The sequence below is a fragment of the Ruegeria sp. BF12 genome, from assembly GCF_056538705.1.
Genome location: NZ_JBQFTP010000002.1, coordinates 246,242 through 267,589, shown reverse-complemented (window position 1 = coordinate 267,589; position 21,348 = coordinate 246,242). Strand labels below are relative to the sequence as shown.

At 56.8% G+C, this 21,348-nt stretch carries 21 protein-coding genes; 11 read left to right on the top strand and 10 right to left on the bottom strand.

Annotated features, from left to right (window positions below; all coding sequences use genetic code 11):
• The first annotated feature begins 21 nt into the window (after positions 1-21).
• Positions 22-570, top strand: coding sequence for a redoxin family protein (locus tag ACR0J0_RS04210; RefSeq protein ID WP_480661455.1), 549 nt, complete (start codon positions 22-24; stop codon positions 568-570).
• 48 nt (positions 571-618) lie between these two features.
• Here the strand turns inward: ACR0J0_RS04210 and ACR0J0_RS04205 are convergent, their stop codons facing one another.
• Together ACR0J0_RS04205 and ACR0J0_RS04200 are read right to left on the bottom strand one after the other, a co-directional pair.
• Positions 619-1,542 (bottom strand): hydrogen peroxide-inducible genes activator, encoded by a 924-nt coding sequence (locus tag ACR0J0_RS04205; RefSeq protein ID WP_480661454.1) that lies wholly within the window; start codon positions 1,540-1,542, stop codon positions 619-621.
• A 52-nt stretch (positions 1,543-1,594) separates the two neighbouring features.
• On the bottom strand, positions 1,595-2,701 hold the full coding sequence (locus tag ACR0J0_RS04200) for a DUF6456 domain-containing protein (protein WP_480661453.1): 1,107 nt from the start codon (positions 2,699-2,701) through the stop codon (positions 1,595-1,597).
• A gap of 239 nt (positions 2,702-2,940) precedes the next feature.
• Between ACR0J0_RS04200 and ACR0J0_RS04195 the strand changes: the two genes are divergently transcribed.
• Positions 2,941-3,240 carry a DUF6477 family protein gene (locus ACR0J0_RS04195; RefSeq protein ID WP_480661452.1) on the top strand — a complete coding sequence of 100 codons (300 nt, stop codon included), beginning with the start codon at positions 2,941-2,943 and terminating at the stop codon, positions 3,238-3,240.
• Here the strand turns inward: ACR0J0_RS04195 and ACR0J0_RS04190 are convergent, their stop codons facing one another.
• Positions 3,241-4,785, bottom strand: coding sequence for a trimethylamine methyltransferase family protein (locus ACR0J0_RS04190; protein ID WP_480661451.1), 1,545 nt, complete (start codon positions 4,783-4,785; stop codon positions 3,241-3,243).
• Between the two features lie 133 nt (positions 4,786-4,918).
• Positions 4,919-5,359: a GNAT family N-acetyltransferase gene (locus ACR0J0_RS04185; protein ID WP_480661450.1), complete on the bottom strand. Its 441-nt coding sequence runs from the start codon at positions 5,357-5,359 to the stop codon at positions 4,919-4,921.
• 91 nt (positions 5,360-5,450) lie between these two features.
• Between ACR0J0_RS04185 and guaA the strand changes: the two genes are divergently transcribed.
• The 9 genes from guaA (at position 5,451) to ACR0J0_RS04140 (ending at position 14,716) form a co-directional block, all read left to right on the top strand.
• On the top strand, positions 5,451-7,010 hold the full coding sequence (gene guaA / locus ACR0J0_RS04180) for a glutamine-hydrolyzing GMP synthase (protein WP_480661449.1): 1,560 nt from the start codon (positions 5,451-5,453) through the stop codon (positions 7,008-7,010).
• Positions 7,011-7,106: 96 nt separating this feature from the next.
• The gene (locus tag ACR0J0_RS04175) at positions 7,107-8,012 is read left to right on the top strand and encodes a DMT family transporter (RefSeq protein WP_480661448.1); all 906 of its coding nucleotides are present in this window, start codon (positions 7,107-7,109) and stop codon (positions 8,010-8,012) included.
• A 119-nt stretch (positions 8,013-8,131) separates the two neighbouring features.
• Positions 8,132-9,256, top strand: a complete 1,125-nt coding sequence (locus ACR0J0_RS04170; protein ID WP_480661447.1) for an OmpP1/FadL family transporter — start codon at positions 8,132-8,134, stop codon at positions 9,254-9,256.
• Between the two features lie 103 nt (positions 9,257-9,359).
• A complete protein-coding gene (locus ACR0J0_RS04165; protein WP_480661446.1) occupies positions 9,360-10,256 on the top strand; it encodes a DMT family transporter in 897 nt (298 codons plus the stop codon).
• A gap of 49 nt (positions 10,257-10,305) precedes the next feature.
• Entirely contained in the window at positions 10,306-11,178 is an 873-nt protein-coding gene (locus ACR0J0_RS04160; protein ID WP_480661445.1) for an ATPase, read from the top strand.
• Between the two features lie 39 nt (positions 11,179-11,217).
• The gene (gene metA / locus ACR0J0_RS04155) at positions 11,218-12,135 is read left to right on the top strand and encodes a homoserine O-acetyltransferase MetA (RefSeq protein ID WP_480661444.1); all 918 of its coding nucleotides are present in this window, start codon (positions 11,218-11,220) and stop codon (positions 12,133-12,135) included.
• Entirely contained in the window at positions 12,125-13,078 is a 954-nt protein-coding gene (locus ACR0J0_RS04150) for an alpha/beta fold hydrolase (protein WP_480661443.1), read from the top strand. Before metA ends, ACR0J0_RS04150 begins: the two co-directional genes overlap by 11 nt.
• Positions 13,079-13,127: 49 nt before the next feature.
• Positions 13,128-13,997 carry a polyphosphate kinase 2 gene (ppk2, locus tag ACR0J0_RS04145; RefSeq protein ID WP_480661442.1) on the top strand — a complete coding sequence of 290 codons (870 nt, stop codon included), beginning with the start codon at positions 13,128-13,130 and terminating at the stop codon, positions 13,995-13,997.
• Between the two features lie 104 nt (positions 13,998-14,101).
• Positions 14,102-14,716, top strand: coding sequence for a TetR/AcrR family transcriptional regulator (locus tag ACR0J0_RS04140; protein ID WP_480661441.1), 615 nt, complete (start codon positions 14,102-14,104; stop codon positions 14,714-14,716).
• 7 nt (positions 14,717-14,723) lie between these two features.
• On the opposite strand, the gene ACR0J0_RS04135 is transcribed toward ACR0J0_RS04140, so the two are convergent.
• The 6 genes from ACR0J0_RS04135 to ACR0J0_RS04110 form a co-directional block, all read right to left on the bottom strand.
• Positions 14,724-15,782, bottom strand: a complete 1,059-nt coding sequence (locus ACR0J0_RS04135) for an adenylate/guanylate cyclase domain-containing protein (RefSeq protein ID WP_480661440.1) — start codon at positions 15,780-15,782, stop codon at positions 14,724-14,726.
• The gene (locus tag ACR0J0_RS04130) at positions 15,779-16,147 is read right to left on the bottom strand and encodes a group I truncated hemoglobin (protein WP_480661439.1); all 369 of its coding nucleotides are present in this window, start codon (positions 16,145-16,147) and stop codon (positions 15,779-15,781) included. The genes ACR0J0_RS04135 and ACR0J0_RS04130 overlap by 4 nt, the downstream gene beginning before the upstream one ends.
• A gap of 126 nt (positions 16,148-16,273) precedes the next feature.
• Positions 16,274-17,116, bottom strand: a complete 843-nt coding sequence (locus ACR0J0_RS04125) for a glycosyltransferase family 25 protein (protein ID WP_480661438.1) — start codon at positions 17,114-17,116, stop codon at positions 16,274-16,276.
• Between the two features lie 304 nt (positions 17,117-17,420).
• Positions 17,421-18,641, bottom strand: a complete 1,221-nt coding sequence (locus ACR0J0_RS04120; RefSeq protein ID WP_480661437.1) for an aminopeptidase P family protein — start codon at positions 18,639-18,641, stop codon at positions 17,421-17,423.
• Between the two features lie 160 nt (positions 18,642-18,801).
• The gene (locus tag ACR0J0_RS04115) at positions 18,802-20,013 is read right to left on the bottom strand and encodes an ABC transporter permease (RefSeq protein WP_480661436.1); all 1,212 of its coding nucleotides are present in this window, start codon (positions 20,011-20,013) and stop codon (positions 18,802-18,804) included.
• Between the two features lie 5 nt (positions 20,014-20,018).
• Positions 20,019-21,290, bottom strand: coding sequence for an ABC transporter permease (locus ACR0J0_RS04110; RefSeq protein WP_480661435.1), 1,272 nt, complete (start codon positions 21,288-21,290; stop codon positions 20,019-20,021).
• Between the last annotated feature and the right edge of the window lie 58 nt (positions 21,291-21,348).

Sequence of the window (21,348 nt, the reverse complement as noted above, 5' to 3'; positions counted from 1 at the left end):
GTGAATCACAGGAGCCCGTAGATGAAAACTGGCGCAAAACTGCCTTCCGTTACCTTCCACACCCGCGTCCGCGACGAAGCTGTCGAAGGACCCAACCCATTCCGTTGGGAAGACAAGACCACTGCGGATTACTTCGCAGGCAAGCGCGTCATCCTGTTTTCGCTGCCCGGTGCATTCACGCCCACATGCTCGACCTACCAACTGCCCGGTTTTGAAAACGGCTATGCCGATTTCACCGCAAAAGGTGTAGACGAGATCTACTGCATGTCTGTGAACGACAGCTTTGTCATGAACAAATGGGCACAGGATCAGAGTCTGAAAAACGTCAAGGTCATCCCTGACGGCTCGGGCGAGTTCACCCGCAAGATGGGCATGCTGGTCGACAAGGATAACCTGGGCTTCGGCATGCGCTCGTGGCGCTATGCGGCCATCGTGAACGACGGTGTGGTTGAGGCGTGGTTCGAAGAGCCCGGTCTGATGGACAACTGCCCCGAAGACCCATACGGCGTGTCGTCCCCGGAAAACCTGATGAAGCATCTGGACGAAGCGAAAGAGCCGGCACTGGCCTGAGTTCTTTATCGCTGAGACATTCAGGGCCCGCCATTGGCGGGCCCTATTTTATTGCCGCGTCTCGCTGACGATGTGCTCACCAACGCGCCGGATGACATCGGCCAGACTGTCAAACCAGTCTTCGCGGCCGGTCGACACACGGCGAACCAAGCCGACAGTACGTGAGGGCTGCGGCGCTCTAAAACGCATGAGTTTAAGTCCCGGCACGGCTTCGGTTTCCGATCTCGCCGCAAGTTCGGGCATCAGCGTCAGACCAAACCCGTCAGCAACCAATCGGGACAATGTTGCCAACGAGGACGCGCCCATATTGATCAAACCGCTGTTTCTGTCCTGACCGCAGACCTCAAGCGCCTGATCCGTCAAACAATGCCCGTCATCCAGCAACATCAATTGCGCGGTCTGCAAATCAATCGGTCGCAAAGCGTCAGGATCGGTCGACACGGTTTGAATCCGCCCTGCACTGCCGGCCAGTAAAAAGCGATCCTCAAACAGAGGGAGCTCAAACAGCTCGCTCCCGCCCGCAGGCAGCGCCATAACAGCCGCGTCAATCTCGCCCGCACGCAGCATCGTTAGCAACCGCTCGGTTCTCGCTTCGCGAATTTGTACGCGCAGCGAGACATCCGCCGTCCGCAGGCCAGCGAGGACGCCGGACAACAGATAAGGGGCGATGGTCGGAATGATTCCGATCGACAACGACCTGTGTCCGCCTGAGTGATCCTTTGCGAATTGATCCAGCCTATCCGCTGCGCCCAACACCTGACGCGCATAGTCCAGCACGTCCCGACCCAGCGGCGTCAGTAGAATGTCGCGTGCTTGACGTTCGAACAGCGGCCCACCCAGAGTTTCCTCCAGCGCCTTGATCTGAACCGACAATGCGGGTTGTGAAACATGACAGACCTGCGCCGCCCGGCCAAAATTGCGCTGATCTGCCACCGCGCTAAAATATTGAAGCTGTCTGAGGGTGTAGTTCATAGGCAATTCCTATCACTACCCCTCGAAACCTCAACCGTGAATTATGGCGGCTCTAACCGATCAGCCGTGTTTTCTCTGCCTGATCTTCATAATGGCGCTTTAGACGTTGCAGAGCGATACGAAGTACGATCTTCCCGGACCGCGCCGACCAGCCCATCCGTTTTTCGGCCATTTCCAGCCCTTCCAGATAGCAACAACACCGCAGCGCCACGTCGCTCAGTCCCGGCCCAAGATCTGACAAGGCTCGTTCGACCCGTGCGCGCGCATCTGACGATCCTTGTCCGGCACTGGCACCATTGCCGAAACTTCCCCGCCCTCCAGCTGTTAGAAAGTGATCCCAATTTTGGGCAACCTGCGGTCCGATCTGAGCCAGTTCAAAATCCTCTCGCAAACGTTCACCTGCGCTGACGAGGGTTTCATCCAGAAAGGATTTGCCATCCCGGTCCCGTCTGCGCGCCAGCGCGATCAGAGGGCTTTCGGCGGCACTGTAGCGAATGCGTTTGGAACGGCTCAACGGCACCGCTTTGCCTTGACCTATTTGCGACTGAAACGGCGCTTGCGCCTCGGCCATGCCGAATTCGTTTCTCGCCCGTGCCTTGTTCTCCGCCTCAGCAATCAACTGGCTCAACGCTGCGCGGCCCGATGACGAAATCCGATAGCGCGAGATGCGCCCCGGATTGTCGCAAGAGATCCAATCCTTCAGCGCCAGGGCCTGGGCGATTTTGCAGTCGACAACGGCTGTTCTGGTTGCACCGCTGTCACCAGAGTCCCGGACAACCACGGCTTTGTCCATCTCTTCAGCCACGGCAAGGACAGCACCCGTTTCGCATAACCTGCGCAAAACCCGAAGTGCCTCGCGATTGAACTCTTCGTCTTTTGCCGCCGCTACGTCCTCATGGGATGCCCCCAGTGTTTCAAAGCCTGCTCGGTCATCTGCTTCTGAAAAGTGGGTTTCCGCAAGCGATTGCAACGCGGCGTCAACCAAAGGATCGTCGCGGCGCATTTCGATACGGCGAATTTGTCGGAGTATGGTTGACGCATGGCACCCCGCAGATCGCGCAATATCGCGGATCGATTGACCGGTTTCGGTATGAGCCAGGTATCGCTGCGCCCCTTCAGGTACCCAAGCCGGAATGGTGAAAGCCATGTTATCTTCCATAGTTTCTTGCCCTCGTCGACAAAACAATCTGTTCCAATCGCCCCCGGTGAATTTGTTAACCAATCCTAACTAGAGTCGCTTTCGTTACTCGTTCGTTAACCAAAAGAGGCAAGCACCAGATTTGATTCAAAATCATAAACACTCATGAAGTCAGAGTTCGGCGAGAGCCCAATCAAGGCAACACCCGTTTAGGTTGTGTGACAAACAGATAAATTCTGTTCAACCAAGGGAACACCGAAATGCAGGACCTGATGACCATGATTACAACGCTCCGCCGCCCACGCCTGCTGGCACGGGCCGCAAAGTTCGGAGCGCAGGACTATGATCGGGACCGGCACCTACAACGCATTCTGGGATACGGATCGCTCCCCGGTACCGGGGCCGCGCTGGTGCGATTGGTGGAAATGGAACGAGAGGTTAACGCGCAAAGGCTGGCTGAGGATGCCGCCTATTCACTGGTCCGCCATCTGGACTTGCTGATTGCGCTATTGGGCGAGGCGCAACTGTTCAAAGCCAGCCGCGCCTCGCAATATCAATGATCAGGTGAAAGCATCCGGCATGGATGCTTTCTTTTCCGCCACGTATTCATTCAGCGCGGCATTGAGTTCGGGGTCGAGTTGCGGTTGCTGGTAGTTGGCCAGCAGATGCTCGACCCGCGCTGTGGCCAACTGTCGAGTGTCACGACCGCCTTCGTCTTCCCAGGTCTCGTACGGTTTATAATCCAGAACCTCGGTCTTCCAGAACGCCTCTTTGAAGTTGGCCTGCGTATGGGCGCAACCCAGGTAGTGGCCGCCGGGGCCAACTTCACGGATTGCATCCATCGCCTGTGCGTTTTCATCGTAGGCCACGCCTTTGGCCAGACCGTGCAGCACACCCAACTGATCGGCATCCATGACGAACTTTTCAAAGTCGGCAACCAGACCGCCTTCCAGCCAGCCGCAGGAGTGCAGCATGAAGTTCACGCCCGACATCAGACCCATATTCAGCGAGTTTGCAGTTTCGTACGCCGCCTGAGCATCAGGTAGTTTCGATCCGCAGAACGACCCGGCCGAGCGGTACGGCAGGTTCAGACGCCGTGCCAGCTGACCTGCGCCATATGTGACCATAGAAGCCTCGGGCGTACCAAAGGTCGGCGCGCCGGAGTTCATGTCGATCGACGACACGAAGGCGCCAAAGATGGCAGGTGCACCCGGACGGATGATCTGGCTGTAGGCCACACCGGCCAGAACTTCGGCCAGAACCTGCGTCAGCGTACCGGCAACCGAAACCGGGGCCATCGCACCGCCAACAATAAAGGGCGAGATAATGCAAGCTTGGTTGTTTTTTGCATAAACTTCCAACGACCCCATCATCACATCGTCGAATGTCATCGGCGAGTTGATGTTGGTCAGCGAGGTCATGACCGTGTTTTCCTGTACGAACTCTTTGCCGAACAGAATCTCGCACATCTCAACCGAATCCTGCGCGCGGCTGGGATCGGTAACCGAGCCCATGAACGGCTTGTCCGACAGGGTCATGTGCGCCATCAGCATGTCCAGGTGACGCTTGTTCACCGGAACGTCCGTCGGCTCGCACACCGTACCGCCCGAGTGGTGCAACCACTTGGACATATACGCCAGTTTCACGAACTTGTTGAAATCGTCCATGGTCGCATAGCGACGGCCACCTTGTGCATCCCGCACGAACGGAGGTCCGTACACCGGGGCCAGGACCAGGTTACGGCCACCAATCACCACCGATTTTTCGGGGTTGCGTGCGTGCTGCGTGAACTCGCTGGGTGCTGTTTTGATCAGCTCGCGGGCCAGACCGCGCGGAATACGGACGCGTTCACCATCAACATCAGCACCGGCATCTTTCCAGCGCTTCAACGCCTCCGGGTTGTCGACAAAGTTAACGCCGACTTCGGCCAGAATGGTTTCCGCGTTGGTCTCGATGATTTCCAACGCTTCTTCGTTAAGAATCTCGAAGTTCGGAATATTCCGTTCGATGTATTTTGCAGTTTCGATGCGAACTGCGGTGCGTTCGGCCCGGCGGGCGGCGCCACCGCCACCTCTTGCCCTGCGCCGGGTGTTTGCCTCTGCCATGAGAAGATCCCGTCAATTGGTTGGTTTGGTCAAATTGTTATAGGAAGCCTCAAACGCAAAGCATCTGGTTTACGGCGCTATAGGGGGAAAAGCGACATCCGTTTGAAACAGAACCGTCAGGCGGCTCAGCCGCTCAGGCAAGTTGCTTTTCCATGACGATTCCGTTGTCCTTAACCTCTGCCTGGCTCCATCCCAAATGGAGATACATGGAAACTGTACTCTGCATTAACCGATGCGTTCGCAGTTTGAGACGGAGGACACCCGCCGCACAGGCCGCCTGCTCGGCCCTGGCAATCAGCTTTCGCGCAAGTCCTGCGCCCTGTGCCTTTGGCGAAACCGCTAGATTGAAGATCATCACCACATCATCGACACGGTCGAAAACGATAAAGCCAACAATTTCCTCACCTGTTTCCGCAACCCATGCCTGATGCGCTGCTATGTCATCGCCGACGCCTTCGGTCACGTCGGGCAGATCGGGAATGTCCCGCATAGCATCCGCATAGGCCGAAGCGATGCAGTCCTTAGCAGCGCCTGCATCAGTGGGGAGTGCCTGGCGCAACATGATTTGAGACATCTGACCCCCTTTCCGTATAATCCTGAAGCACAATTGCACAAATGACGTCATTGCGCTTGCACATGCAAGGCTTGGCACCTAATAGCCAACCATGACCCAGACATCTCATGACCGCCTTCTGATCATCGACTTCGGCAGCCAGGTTACGCAGCTTATTGCCCGCCGCCTGCGAGAGCTGAATGTCTATTGCGAAATCCACCCCTACCAAAATGTCACGATGGACTTCGTGCGCGAAATGGCCCCCAAAGCCGTGATATTCTCGGGTGGCCCGGACAGCGTGACGCGTGAGGGATCGCCTCGCGCTCCGCAAGAGATTTTTGACTATGGCGTTCCGATCCTGGGGATCTGCTATGGCCAGCAGGTGATGATGCACCAGTTGGGCGGCAAGGTCGAAAGCGGGCATGGCACGGCAGAGTTCGGCCGCGCCTATGTCACTCCGAAAGAAAAGCTCGACATTCTGGATGGCTGGTTCACGGATGGTGACGAGCAGGTCTGGATGAGCCACGGTGACCATGTCAGTGAAATCGCACCCGGATTTGATGTCTATGGCACCTCGCCCAACGCGCCCTTCGCAATCACGGCCGACAGCAAGCGCCACTTCTATGCGGTTCAGTTCCACCCCGAGGTGCACCACACCCCCAAGGGTGCAAAACTGTACGAGAATTTCATAAAGCTGGCCGGTTTCCAGGGTGACTGGACCATGGGGGCCTACCGCGACGAGATGATCCGTAAGATTCGCGAGCAGGTTGGTGACAAGAAAGTCATTTGCGGCCTGTCCGGCGGCGTAGACAGTTCGGTCGCGGCGATCCTGATCCACGAAGCGATCGGCGATCAGCTGACCTGTGTGTTTGTGGACCACGGGCTACTGCGCAAGAACGAGGCCGAGGAAGTCGTCGGCATGTTCCGCGACAACTACAACATCCAGCTGATCCATGCGGATGAGAGCGAATTGTTTCTGGGCGAACTGGAAGGTCAGAGCGATCCGGAAACCAAACGCAAAATCATCGGTAAGCTGTTCATCGATGTGTTCCAGAAACATGCCGACACCATCGACGGAGCCGAATTCCTGGCGCAAGGCACGCTGTATCCGGACGTCATTGAATCAGTGTCTTTCTCTGGCGGCCCCTCGGTCACGATCAAGTCGCACCATAATGTCGGTGGCCTGCCTGAAAAGATGGGCCTGAAACTGGTCGAACCGTTGCGTGAGCTGTTCAAGGACGAGGTTCGCGCGCTGGGTCGCGAGTTGGGCCTGCCCCAAAGCTTCATCGGGCGTCACCCCTTCCCCGGACCCGGTCTGGCGATTCGCTGCCCCGGTGAGATCACACGCGAAAAGTTGGACATCCTGCGCGAAGCAGATGCGGTCTACATCGATCAGATCCGCAAGCACGGTTTGTACGATGACATTTGGCAAGCCTTCGTTGCCATTCTGCCGGTGCGCACCGTGGGCGTCATGGGCGACGGGCGTACATATGACTATGCCTGCGCGTTACGTGCCGTAACATCCGTTGATGGCATGACCGCCGACTATTACCCGTTCAGCCACGAATTCCTTGGGGAAACAGCGACGCGGATCATCAACGAGGTCAAGGGCATCAACAGATGCACCTATGACATCACATCCAAACCACCCGGAACCATCGAGTGGGAATGATCGGAAAGCCGGGCACAGCCCGGCTTTTTTTATTTCACCCTGTCCAAAATTCTATATCTATCAAACCGATATCGAAGGGAGTTCGCAGGGATAGGGATGGACACTGCCAAACCACAGATTGGTAAGGCCGCGCTTTGGATGACCGGAGCAATTGCCTCGTTTTCTTCTATGGCCGTCGCTGGACGCGAGCTGAGTGTGACGCACGACACGTTCGAAATCATGTTCTACCGCAGCCTCGTGGGGATTTTCGTGGTCGCTGTGGTCCTGACCGCAACACGGAAATGGTATCAGGTTTCGACCGAACGTCTAAGCCTGCACGGGGTTCGGAACGTCCTGCATTTCACCGGACAGAACCTCTGGTTCTATGCCGTCAGTGTCATCCCGCTTGCGCAGGTTTTTGCGCTTGAATTCACCCAACCGATCTGGGTGATCCTGCTTTCCCCACTGTTGTTGAAAGAACGCCTTACAACAGTGCGAGTCATGTCCGCGCTTATTGGATTTGCTGGTATTTTGCTTGTTGCCCGTCCCGGAGCGGTGCCGCTGAGCGCCGGTGTGCTTACAGCCGCGCTGTCCGCCGTTTTTTTCGCTTTAACAACGATTTCAACAAAGTCCCTGACGCGTTTTGCAAGCATCGGCTGCATCATGTTCTGGCTGACGGTCATGCAAGCCGGGTTGGGACTGATCGCGGCAGGGATCGACGGCCAGATCACCCTACCCTCGGCAAGTACGGCTCCGTTTCTGTTGCTGGTCGGTCTGGCCGGGCTTCTGGCGCATTACTGCATCACCAACGCGCTCGCGATTGCTCCGGCGACCGTCGTGGTGCCCTTTGACTTTGCCCGCCTGCCGACAATCGCGGTGGTCGGCATGGTTCTTTACCATGAACCGCTGGATCACTGGACCTTATTGGGGGCCGCGGTGATCTTTTCCGGCATCTTCCTGAACGTTCAGGCAGAGAATCGTAACAGTTTGGCAACACTCTCGCAGGACACTCAACACAAGTAACGCACGGTCACGTGTTGACGATAAAGTAAACCTTAAGAAAGTATCGAGCACCACAATGCAGGTCAGTCTGCACCACATTTTTACAGGCACTGACCTTCAGGCATCAGAGGGAGGAAATAATGAAGAAAGCGCTATTACAGGCGTGCGCGGTTTGCGTTGGCGCAACGGGTGCTTACGCGGGCGGTCTGGACCGCAGCGGCCAGGGCGTCAACATTTTGTTTGAGGAAGGTTCTGTCGTGCAGTTCCGTTTAGGGTACGCAAACCCTGACGTGAGCGGTCAGCAGAACGGTGTCGACTCCGGAAACATCGCCAAAAGCTTCTGGACCCCACATCTGGCATACAAGCATTCGTTTACCGATCAGCTGGACTTCGCACTTATCTATGACGAACCATATGGTGCCAATGTCGAGTATCCGTCGAACTATCCGCTGTCGCGCAATCCCACGGCCCCGGCCGGTGGCCGCACCGATGTTCTGCGCGCCAAGGCAGATGTAGACGCGATTACGGCCCTGCTTCGCTATAAGTTCGATGGCGGATTTAGCGCGATCGGTGGTATCCGTGCACAGCGGGCCAAGGCGAACGTCGCGGTGCCGGTCGTGGCAGGTTATGAGTTTGAGTCGGGCTCGGAAATCGACTTCGGATACGTCGTAGGTGTCGCCTGGGAACGCCCCGACATCGCAGCGCGCGTGGCACTGACCTACAACTCAAAAATCACGCACGATTTCGACTCGACGGAATCTATCAACCGTGTGCCGCCCATTCCGGCCGCGCTTGTGACCGCGGAAACCGAAACCGAAGTTGTGACGCCCCAGTCGGTCAACCTGGACTTCCAGACCGGTGTGGCACCCAAAACTCTGTTGTTCGGTTCGATCCGCTGGGTCGACTGGCCGCAGACAGTACTGGCTCCGCCGGTCTACACCGCTGCCGCAAGACAGAACCTTGTTGACTATTCAACGGACACGTTCACCTACACTCTGGGTTTGGGCTACAAGTTCACCGAGGAGTTTTCAGGCGCGATCTCTGCCGGTTATGAAACATCCTCGAATGAGCCGGTTTCAAACCTTGGCCCGACCGACGGGTTCTGGAGCCTTGGCGTAGGTGGTACCTACACCTTTGAGCAGGCGCAGATTTCGGGCGGCATTCGCTACACCGATATCGGCGACGCGACTACAACCACGGGCGGCCAGTTCTCGGGTAACTCGGCGTGGAGCGTGGGTCTGCAGCTGACATATTCGCTGAACTGATCCGCACACGAGTGAAGACATTGAAACCCCGCCAAATCGGCGGGGTTTTTTGATTGCGCAAGTTTCGGGTCGATCAATCGCTTGGGGAATGTGAGAACGGGGCATGGAACCACAAAAACACCTGTCCCCAAGAGCTTGGGCCGAACTGTTACTTCTGGGCCTGATCTGGGGTGCCTCGTTTATCTCTATCCGAATCGCGCTGGACACGATCCCGGTAATGACCTCGGTCTTGCATCGAGTCTTCTGGGCGATGCTTGCATTGTGGATCGTTGTCTGGATCAGGAAACTGAAGGTCCCGACAAGTCCGCACATCTGGGGTGCGTTCCTGATTATGGGCCTGCTGAACAATGCGATCCCGTTTTCGCTCATGGCGTGGGGGCAGCTTTACATCGAGACGGGTCTGACCTCGATCCTGAATGCAGCGACAGCAGTGTTCGGCGTCCTGATCGCCGCGATGTTTTTCAAGGATGAGCGCCTGACCCTGGCGCGCGGAATGGGTGTCGGGCTGGGCTTTCTGGGTGTTGCTATTGCAATTGGCCTGCGGAACTTTGCCACGTTCGACCTTCAAAGCGCTGCGCAATTGGCGATTGTCGCGGGTACCGTATCCTACGCCTTTGCCAGCGCCTGGGCGCGAAGCAAACTGTCCGGCCTGTCGCCCATCGTCGCGGCCGCCGGGATGCTGACCGGGTCAACCCTGCTGATATTGCCGGTTACGCTCGTCGTCGACGGCATCCCCACTCTGAACCTGCCGGTGATCACTTGGACGGCAATTGCCTATTATGCCCTGATCGCGACCGCCGGAGCGTATCTGCTGTACTACCGTGTCCTTGCGATGGCCGGCGCAGGAAACCTGATGCTGGTGACGCTTGTCATTCCGCCTGTGGCCATCGTTCTGGGCGCGCTGCTGCGAGACGAAGCCCTGCCCGCTCAGGCGTTTCTGGGCTTTGCAGTGCTGGCAGTGGGACTGTTGATCCTGAACCGGTCCCGCACACGCGATTGACGCCGCCCCCTGCCCGATTTAGCTAGGTCAGAAAAAGGGACAGCGGACGATGATCTACAGCTCGGCAAAAGACTGGCGCGATGCGGCGCGAAAAAAGGTGCTGTTCTTCGGCATGTCAGGGCTGGGAAAGACCTACGTGTCGAACGTGCTGCGCGATTCCGGTGACTGGTTCCATTACTCGATCGATTACCGCATCGGTACGCGCTACATGGGCGAGTACATAATTGACAACGCCAAGGCTCAGGCGATGGAGGTCCCGTTCCTGCGGGATCTGCTGCTATCGGATTCGATCTATATCGGATCGAATATCTCGTTTGAAAACCTGAAGCCGGTTGCGACCTATTTGGGCAAGCCTGGCAATCCGGCATTGGGCGGATTGGAACTGACCGAATACCGTCGCCGGCAAGAGCAGTTCCGGCAAGCGGAAATCCACGCCCTGCTTGACACGGAATACTTCATCGACCGCGCCCAACGTCTGTACCAGTATCCGCATTTCATCTGCGATACCGGCGGTTCGATTTGTGAGTGGGTCGATCCCGATAACCCCGCCGATCACGTCCTGTCAGAGCTGTCCCGGCAGACCCTTATGATCTGGATAAAGGGCGACGAGGATCACACGGCGGAACTGGTCCGCCGTTTCGACAAAGCTCCTAAGCCAATGTCCTACCAGCCCGAGTTTCTGACCAGGGTCTGGGATGAATACCTCGCCCAGCACGACTGCACGGCTCAGGAAGTCGACCCGGATGCCTTTATCCGCTGGACCTATGCACGGGCGCTGGCGCACCGTCAGCCGCGCTATCAGGCCATGGCCGACAATTGGGGTGTCACCATCACCGCCGATGACATGCACAAGGTCCGTGACGCGGGTGATTTCGATGAGTTGATCGAACGCACCCTTGAGACCCGGGCAAACCGGGCTTAATTACCGCCTCTACACTGAAACTCCAAAGGCTTGCACCTGATGCCAATCAAGATTCCCTCCGACCTACCTGCATTTGACGTTCTCACCAACGAGGGCGTCATGGTCATGGCCGAGGATCAGGCGATGCGTCAGGACATCCGGCCCTTGCGGATCGGGTTGCTGAACCTGATGCCCAAGAAGATTCAGACCGAGAACCAGTTCGCGCGTTTGATCGGAGCGACTCCGCTGCAGATCGACCTTTCGCTTATCCGCATGACGGAACATCGCACGAAGAACACCGCCGCCGATCATATGGCCGAGTTCTATCAACCCTTCCAAGAGGTGAAAGATCAGAAGTTCGACGGCCTGATCATCACCGGCGCTCCAATCGAACATTTGGAATTCGATGACGTCACCTATTGGGACGAAATGACCGAAGTCTTTGAGTGGACGCAGACGAATGTCCATTCCACCTTTGGCGTCTGCTGGGGCGGCATGGCGATGATCAACCATTTCCACGGCGTTCGAAAACACATGCTGGACGCCAAGGCCTTCGGGTGCTTTCGTCATCAAAACCTTTCCCCTGCTTCTCCGTTCCTGCGGGGGTTTTCGGACGATTGCGTGATTCCGGTTAGCCGATGGACTGAAATGAAACAGGCCGAGATCGACACCGCCACCGGTCTGACGACCCTGTTGGGCAGCGATGAGGTTGGCCCTTGCCTGGTCGAAGACCCCTCGCATCGTGCGATCTATATCTTCAACCACTTCGAGTATGACAGCGATACGTTGAAGCAGGAATATGACCGCGACATCTCGAACGGTACGCCGATAAACGTACCGATCAATTACTATCCCGAAGACGATCCCTCACGCCCGCCGCAGAACAGATGGCGCAGCCACGCGCATTTGCTCTACGGCAACTGGATCAACGAGATTTACCAGTCCACACCTTTCAATATGGAAGACATTGGCCGTTAAAGCTCTCATAGCTCTCGGCCTCGTCTTTATAGGCCTGGTTCTGCTGACCGCCTGGCGGGCAGCGCAGAAAGAAGCTGAGGCCGAGGCCAGCTTTCCACCCGAAGGCCAGATTGTCATGATCGACGGTATCGCGGTGCATGCGGTTGTCATGGGGGAAGGACCGGATGTGGTGTTACTCCACGGGTCCAGCGGCAACACCCGCGACATGACTTTTGCGCTGGCTCCGATCCTGGCCGAAAACTTTCGGGTGATTACGTTCGACCGACCCGGATTGGGCTATAGCGACAGCTTCAACCCCGATGGCGAGACGCTTGAAGAGCAAGCGTTAATCCTGCAAAAGGCCGCCGCGCAACTCGGTGCCGAAAAACCCATAGTCGCAGGACAAAGCTATGGCGGGTCGGTGTCGCTGGCCTGGGCTGTTACACGGCCCGACAACATATCGGCTTTGGTCCTGATCGCGCCGGCCGCCATCCCATGGGAAACACCCTTGGACGGCTTCAACCAAATCGCATCCACGACTGCGGGTAATGCCCTTGCCCTGCCCCTGATCACAGCGTTCGTCCCTGAGTGGTACGTAGAAAGCGCGCTGGACCGGGTCTTTGCCCCTCAGACTGCGCCTGACGGATATGCCGAACATTTCGGCCCGGGTCTGACCATGCGGCGGGCCTCGATGCATGCCAATGCCAAACAGCGGGCAAACCTGTTGGACGAGGTCCGCGCGCTGCAACCGCGGTATCGCGAGATTTCAGTTCCCACTGAAATCGTTCACGGAACGGCGGATACCACCGTCGGCTTAGACTGGCACTCTGAACGGCTGATCGAACAGATACCAGGCGCGGAACTGATCGAACTTCCGGGTATAGGGCACATGCCGCAGGTTGTAGCCGCACCAGAAGTTGCGCTGGCAATCGATCGTGCCGCGCAACGAGCGGGTTTGCGTTAGGCCTTTAGCTAATCCATAGTAGGATATGGATTTTATGGCGAGGTAACTCATGGCCCGTTCCGAAAAAGGCTCCATCGAAAAGTATTTCCGCAAAGACGCGCCCAACGACGTGCGCACCGCAATCGAAAACGCCAAGAAAGACGACATTCTGAACCCGACATACCCTTACGACGAAAAAATGAAGCGTAAGGATTATGACCAACAAATCGAGCTGCTGCAGATCGAACTGGTCAAGATGCAATCTTGGGTCAAGGAAACAGGCCACCGCGTCGCCATCATTTTCGAAGGTCGGGACGCAGCCGGAAAAGGCGGCACAATCAAGCGTTTTCGTGAAAACCTTAACCCTCGTGGTGCCCGGAACGTTGCGCTGAGCAAGCCGTCGGATATCGAACGCAGCCAATGGTATTTTCAGCGCTACCTATCGCACCTTCCTTCGGCTGGTGAAATCGTGTTCTTTGACCGCAGTTGGTACAATCGCGGCGTTGTCGAGAACGTCTTTGGCTTTTGCGAACCCGAGGAACGCGAGCGGTTCTTCCGGCAAGTTCTGCCGTTGGAGACCGGGCTGGTTAACGATGGGATCAAGTTGTTCAAGTTCTGGCTTAACGTTGGGCGCGCCGAGCAACTCAACCGGTTTCTGGCCCGTGAAACAGATCCGTTAAAGCAATGGAAACTTAGCCCAATCGACGTTGCGGGTCTCGGCAAGTGGGACGAGTATACTCAGTCGATCTCGGAAACCCTTACCCGCAGCCATTCGCAACACTGTCCCTGGACCATCGTCCGCTCTGACGACAAGAAACGCGCCCGACTGGCGGCCATTAGAACTGTGCTGCATGCATTGGATTACGACGAAAAAGACAAGAAGGCGATCGGCAAGAACGATCCCCTAATCTGTGGCGGGCCCGAGATATGGGATTCCTGATGACAAATTCCTGCCTTATGGTTGCTGAGTATTGGACGAATGCCTGCACGTGGATTATGTCTTGGTTCCCCAAGGCTTAAACAAAAAAGGCTCCTGACTAAGGGATGACGAAACGCGGCTATCACCACGGCAATCTCAAACAAGCCCTGATCGAGGCCGCGCTGTCGCTGATCGAAGAAAAGGGTCCGACCGGCTTTACCCTGTCCGAAGCGGCTAAAACCGCCGGGGTGACGCCTGCCGCAGTCTATAGGCATTTTCAGGGCCGCGAGGATCTGATTGCCGAAGCCGCCCGGCAAGGGTTCGAAATGTTCGCGGACCTGATGCAATACGCATACGACAAGGGTCAGCCTTCCGCTCTGGCTGCATTCGAGGCGACGGGTCGCGCTTATCTGGCTTTTGCCCGCAAGCACCCTGGCCACTACATCGCGATGTTCGAAAGCGGGATATCCGTCAATCGCACGCCTGAACTGGCGCTGGCCGCGAACCGGGCCAAAAACGTTTTGGAAAAAGCCGCTTCAGACCTTTCGCAACATATCCCCCCAGAAAAGCGCCCGCCCGCATCGATGTTCAGTGCTCATATCTGGGCCATGAGCCACGGCGTGGTTGAGCTATATGCGCGAAACACGGGTGCCAGTTCGCCTTTTTCACCCGAGGATTTGTTGGAGAGCGGAATCGGCATCTATTTGCGGGGTCTGGGTCTGGTGCCGCAAGACGAATGAACGCCGGCTAGAACATAGGCCGCGACACAGGCGCACTAAGGCCGGATGTGACGTTTATCAAGTTCATCTCACCCATCCCCTTGATATCGACGCGCCCCAGATCCGAGACCTGGAATTCGTCGATCAGCGCATATTTCATCTCTTCCGGGGCAACGATATTCATCGGATTTGCAAAGACTTGCAGGCGCGAAGCAATGTTCACCGCAGGTCCGAACACGTCATAGACGTACTTCTGAATGCCCACGACTGAACCCACAGCCGCCCCCATGCCCAGACCGACCCTTGCCTGCCATTTGTGGGGATGGCTTTCGTTGCGCCGCTCTAAGTAGCGCAGGAATCGAACGGCACAATGTGCCACCGCAGTAGCATGATCCGGCGTTGGATCAGGCATACCTGAGACCGCCAGATACGCGTCGCCGATGGTCTTGATCCGCTCACACCCGAACTGTTCGACGATCCGGTCGAAGGCCGTGAAAATATCATTCAACTCGCTGAGCGTGACCGTCGGATCGGTCTTGGCCGCAAAGTCCGTGAATCCGACAAAATCCAGCATCACTACCGAGACCTGATCGAAAAGCTGCGGCGTGACCACGCCAAAGGTCTTGAACTCTTCATACACGGCGCGCGGCATAAGGTTCAGCAATAACCGTTCTACCCGCTCCTTCTCGCGTTCCAACTCGCGGGTGTTGCGTTCGACCATTGTCGAATAGCTGTCGATCATGCTTTCAAGTTCGCGAATGCGGGTGATGTTCTGGAACTCGACCACCAGAACCTGTTCGGACAGACCGTTGGCCAAAGACACCGCTGCTGCGAATATGAGCGTCCGGCGCTTGGGTTTGACCTGCAACTCGACCGAGTAGCGCAGGCCCGATTGCTTCACGTCCTCAAGTTCCTTTCGATCGAGATCGGGAAAAAAGTCCAACAGGGTTTGCCCGTCGCTCGGCGCCCCGAACCACTCGGCAAACGGGCCGTTGTGAAAAACGAACGTCAAATCAGAGGCGCGCACAACGGCAACACCGACACCTATCGCGCGCAGCAGTTGTTCATTTATGGCCAGAATACTCATGCGGCGTCACGCGCGACTATGATTGCGCGTTTCGATTCAATGGCATCAAGGGCAATCTTTATGTGCGCATCTTCCATCCCGTGCATCGACAGGGCCTCGCTGAACAGCGCGGCCATCTCGTCAAAATCTGCGTGAGAGATATTTAGGTGCCGATGCACCGCTTCAATCCTGTCGTCACTAAAGGACGCGGGCCCACCAACGAGGGATGAAACGAATTTCGTCTGATGATCAATCAAGCGCGGCATGTCTATGTCTTCGAAATGGCCACCGATCTGGTCGGAATCCAATGCCATCTCGTAAAAAGTCATCACGATCCGACTGATCGTTTTGAAGCCGCCATACCTTTCGTAAATTGTCTGACCCACACCAATACCCACGCATTACGCACCACTAACGCCACAAGATTATATCATATTGACAGTTTTGTTAACGCTTATGAGACAATTGAGGTGCTCTGCGGTCCCTGCACTAGCGTTTGCCATAGGTTGACCTCAAACGCTCAGGTCGTTGGCGCAGGGAATGAAGCCAACAAACCCGCCTTGTTCCAGAAGTCGCGTCTGACCGCCCATTCGCCAGTACAACTTGCGTCGCGCGGCCTGTAACTCGCGCCGGATGCGGAACCAGAGCGGGCCTTTATCCAAGCCGCTATTGATCTTTCGGTCCTGCGACCGTTCGCTAATTTTCACCGCCTCGACCGTCTGTTCCTGTTGTTTTGACCAGATCATTTGGACCCCAACTGCAGGAAAACACTGGTACATCCGCCAGTCCGGTCGGGGGATAGAAACAAAATCGTCCAGGTGATCAGAATACTTCTCTGACCAGGTCAAAAGCTTGCAGCAAGCCTTGTGCGAAAGAATGTAGGCGGCCGCGCTTGGAGCCATCTCGAGCATTGGGCGAACGTTTACGCCCGCAATTTGCACCTCGGGCCCAAATCGGAGGGAACGAGGCGAGTAGTCGAGCTTGATCATGTCGTACGCGTCACCTGCGTCCAGCAAGGTCGAGATCACCGAGCCCGCCTGATCGGACATTTCTACGTCGTCTTCGAATACAGCAACCGCCTTCAGATTTCGTTCCACTGCGGTCTGCCAAACGGCACGATGGCTTTCGAAACAGGCGATTTCGCTTTGCTTCAATCCCCAACGACTGCCGGCGCCCGGAACATAGCCATTGCCTTCCAGTGCGTCGGGTTGCTGAGCATCGGTCGCGCTGAACCGTGTGGCTCCGGCCAGTCCCGAATGGGTAAACTGCGTTTCCATAAAGGCCCGACGCGCTGGAACCCGATCCAGGTTGATGTAAAAGGCACCCGTCTCTGGTGGCAATTCGTGACGTTCCACGGCTAGTCCTTTCAAGCGGTTGTGCCAGATACACATCCGCGCAGCAGACAATCAACCCCGTGACTGGCCAATGTCCCTCCACTAACGCCTGTCATGAATTGGACGTCCTGATTGGACTGCACCGGTAAATCGAAACGTGGCAAACGCGCGTCTCCGTCCCGCGGCTTATCCGGCGACCACATGAACCATCCATTGGGGGCACCTCAATCTCCCAAATATCCAAGATTTGCCCCCCAGCGGCGTTGACCTGGTCACCTTCCGTGGGAATGGCAAGAAGGGCTGGTCGCCCCTCTCGCCCAATCGATCAGGCGCTGATCGTGTTATGTTCAGGACCATATGGGAAGCCCGTGATGTTCTCGGCACCGGCTTCCTCGACGACCAGGATGTCATGCTCGCGATAGCCGCCCGCACCGTTCTGGCCTTCAGGAATCCACAGCATCGGTTCGATCGAGACAACCATCCCGGGCTCAAGAACTGTATCGATGTCCTCGCGCAGTTCCAAACCTGCCTCACGGCCATAGTAGTGGCTAAGGATACCAAAGGAGTGCCCGTATCCGAACGACCGGTATTGCAGCAGGCCCTCATCGGCAAAGAACCGGTTGATCTCTTCGCAGATACCTGAGCAGGTCGCACCGGGTTTGATCAGGCTCAGCCCCAGTTCATGCGCGGCAACGTTGGCCTTCCAGATGCGCAGGCTGTCCGCATCAGGCTCGCCCAGGAACAGGGTACGTTCCAGCGCGGTGTAATAGCCCGAGATCATCGGGAACGTGTTCAGAGACAGGATATCACCCTTCTCCAGAGCACGTTTGGCGACGGGGTTGTGCGCACCGTCCGTATTAAGGCCAGATTGGAACCAAACCCATGTGTCGCGATATTCTGCGTCCGGATAGGCGCGCGCGATTTCGGCTTCCATTGCGTCACGGCCGGCCATGGCGATCTCGATCTCGGTCGCACCTTCGCGGATGGCTGCGTGAATGGCCGCGCCGCCCACATCCGCCGTACGCGCGCCGCCCTTGATTAGTTCGATCTCTTCCGAAGATTTCACCATACGTGCGGCCATCGTGTCGGGTGCGATATCCACCAGCTCTGGCCCACCCAGCATGTCCAGCGCAGTGTCACGCATGGCCAGCGTCATGTGATCGCCTTCAATACCGACCCGCTTAGTCGAACCAATCAGGCTCGCCACCGCGCGCCAGTAATTGTTCCGCTTCCAGTCGGTATAGATCACGTTTTCTTCGACCGAGCGACGCCATGGCTGGCCCGCGTCGATATTGGCGGACACGGTCGTACAGGCATCCTGCGTCACCACGCACCCGTACGGGCGGCCAAACGAGCAGTACAGAAAGCCCGAGTAATAGGCGATGTTGTGCATCGACGTCAGCAGCACCGCCGGGATATCGCGGGCCGCCATGGTCGCGCGTAGACTAGTCAGACGCCGGGCGTATTCCGCCTTGCTGAAAGGCAGCGGAGCCTTGTCGCCATTGTGGCATGTGAAGAACTCGGGGCGGCTTTGTAGATCAGTCATGTGGTCTCTCCTCAATGCCGGACTGGCATCGCCCGGCCACAAGCCCCGGCGTTCAGGACAAGCGGCCTCGGGAACCGAGAGCCATGCACCACGCTTTGCGTCACGACGCCATCGTGACCGAAGTGCATGGTGAAATCGCTAAATCAGCTTTCGAGTCGCGTCAAGCGGGGCTGAGACCCCGCAAACGCTCGGACCGGCGGCGCAGCAGTTCGACTGTGGTCAGCAACGCGATCGAGATCACCACAAGGATCGTCGCAACCGCCAGAATTGTCGGGCTGATCTGCTCACGCAAACCGGTGAACATTTGCCACGGCAGCGTTTTCTGACTGGCCGAGCCAACGAACAACACCACGACAACCTCGTCGAAAGACGTGATGAAGGCGAACAGCCCGCCCGAGATTACACCGGGCAGAATTAGCGGCATCTGAATCTTGAAGAACGTCTTGACGGGACCGGCCCCCATGTTTGCAGCAGCCCGCGTCAGCGATTGATCGAATCCGACCAGAGTGGCCGTCACGGTAATGATCACGAAGGGGATACCAAGGACGGCATGTGCAAGGATGACTTTGATATACCCGACAAAGTTTTTATCCATGCCCAGCGTGCCTTCAAGAAAGCGTCCGATGTCGCTGTAAAAGAAGAACATTCCCGTCGCCGAGATAATCAGCGGCACGATCATGGGCGAGATCAGAATCCCCATGATGGCCCGACGCCCTGGCACGTGGCTCTGACTGAGACCGATGGCTGCCAGAGTCCCCAAAGACACGGAGATGATCGTTGCAATCGGAGCGATGATCAGCGAGTTCTTGAAGCTGCGCTGCCATTCATTGTTGGTGAAGAAATCGCGGTAATGCTTCAGCGAATATCCTTCGGGGTCCAACCGCAGCATCTCGGGCGTAAAGGTAAAGAAGTCCTGAGCGTTGAACGACAGCGGCAGAACCACAAGGATTGGCGTGATCAGGAAGACAAAAATAGCGCCGCAAATCACACGGAACAGGTAATGCTCGAACACCTGCGGACCTGTCAGATAAGGCAACAGCTTTTGCCGATAGCGCCCCTCGTAGAGCCAGAAGATGAAAAAGGCAAAGAACCAGCCGACCAGCAGCCCGGCGATCAAACCGGTGATCCCGGCAAAGAAGAACCCGATGGCGGCAAGTCCCAGGACCGTAATCCAGCGCGCGACACGTTCATTGTCGAGCACGGTGATATAGACCCAGGCCAGCGCCGCCATCAGCGCGGCGCCGATCAGGATGCCCAGCAGGACATTGCCCTGCCCGGCGCCGACGAACATGCCGACAAAACCTCCGGCAATGAAGACAGCTGGCAGAACGACCGACAACGGCTTGCGGGATATAGGTGTAAGTGCTGCCATGATCTTTATCCCAACTTCACGTTATCGATGCCCACGATCTTGTCGTAGCACCAGTAGAGCAACAGAACGACCGCCAGCAGGATCGTCCCCAGCGCCGCCGCCAGACCCCAGTTCAGCGAGGACGAGATGTGATAGGCAATCCGGTTCGAGATAAAGACACCTTTGGTGCCGCCCACAATCTCGGGCGTGATGTAGTAGCCGATGGCCAGAATGAACACGAGGATCGACCCTGCCCCTATGCCCGGAATGGATTGCGGGAAGTAGATTCGCCAGAAGGTTGTCCAGTTGGTCGCGCCCATCGACTTGGCCGCGCGCGTGTAGGATGGCGGGATCGTCTGCATCACCGAATACATCGGCAGGATCATGAACGGCAGCAGAATGTGGGTCATCGCAATGATCGTGCCAAATTGGTTGTTGATGATCACAAGTCGCGCATCATCAGCGACCAAACCCAGCCAGACCAGCGTTTCGTTGATCACGCCCTGCTGTTGCAACATGACCTTCCACGCAGACGTTCGCACCAGCAGCGAAGTCCAGAAGGGAAGCAATACCAGGATCATCAGCAGGTTCGACACGCGCATCGGCAACGTCGCCAGCAGATACGAAACCGGATAGGCCAACAGAATGCAGGCGCCAGTAATAATCAGCGACATCATCAGCGTACGACCGAACAGTTTGATTAGGATCTGTTTGTCCTCGGGCTGCGCCTGCGCACCTTCGGGTGTACGACGCATGTCGATGGCGTTCAGGAAGTAACCGTTCGTGATCGGAACAGCATGAGTTTTAATCGTGCGCCAGGTCTCGACATCGCCCCAGCCATCGTGAATCTCGATCAGCTTTTCCTTGAACGGCGCGTCAGCTTCGGGGTCCAAACGCTTGATATTACGCCCTGACTTCCGGAACATCGAGGACATGCCCGTCTGCTCATAGTTTAGGCGTGTACCGAGTCTCGTATGCGTTTTCGCTTCAACGGCCTCGACCATGTCTTTCGTAAACGCAGCGTACAAAGCTTCGTCGGGCAGCTCTCCGCCTTCTGCATCCCAGTTCTGCAGCTCAACCACAGTCAGCGGGAGCGTTTCAGCAACGATGCCGTTCTCGACCGACCGAAACAACATCGACACAATCGGGATGACGAACGAGAGCAATACAAACAACAACAAGGGCGCAATTAGGGCCAGTGCCCTGAGTTTGCGGCGGCGCAAAGATCGCGCCAGAGATTTCTTCAGCGGTGTGCCGTCGGCAGCAAGCATCGGACCGGATTGAGTTGCGTCAGTCATCTGCGTCCCTTGGTCTTTGGTGGGTCGGGGCCATTGGCGGCCCCGACCTTGCGTTTCA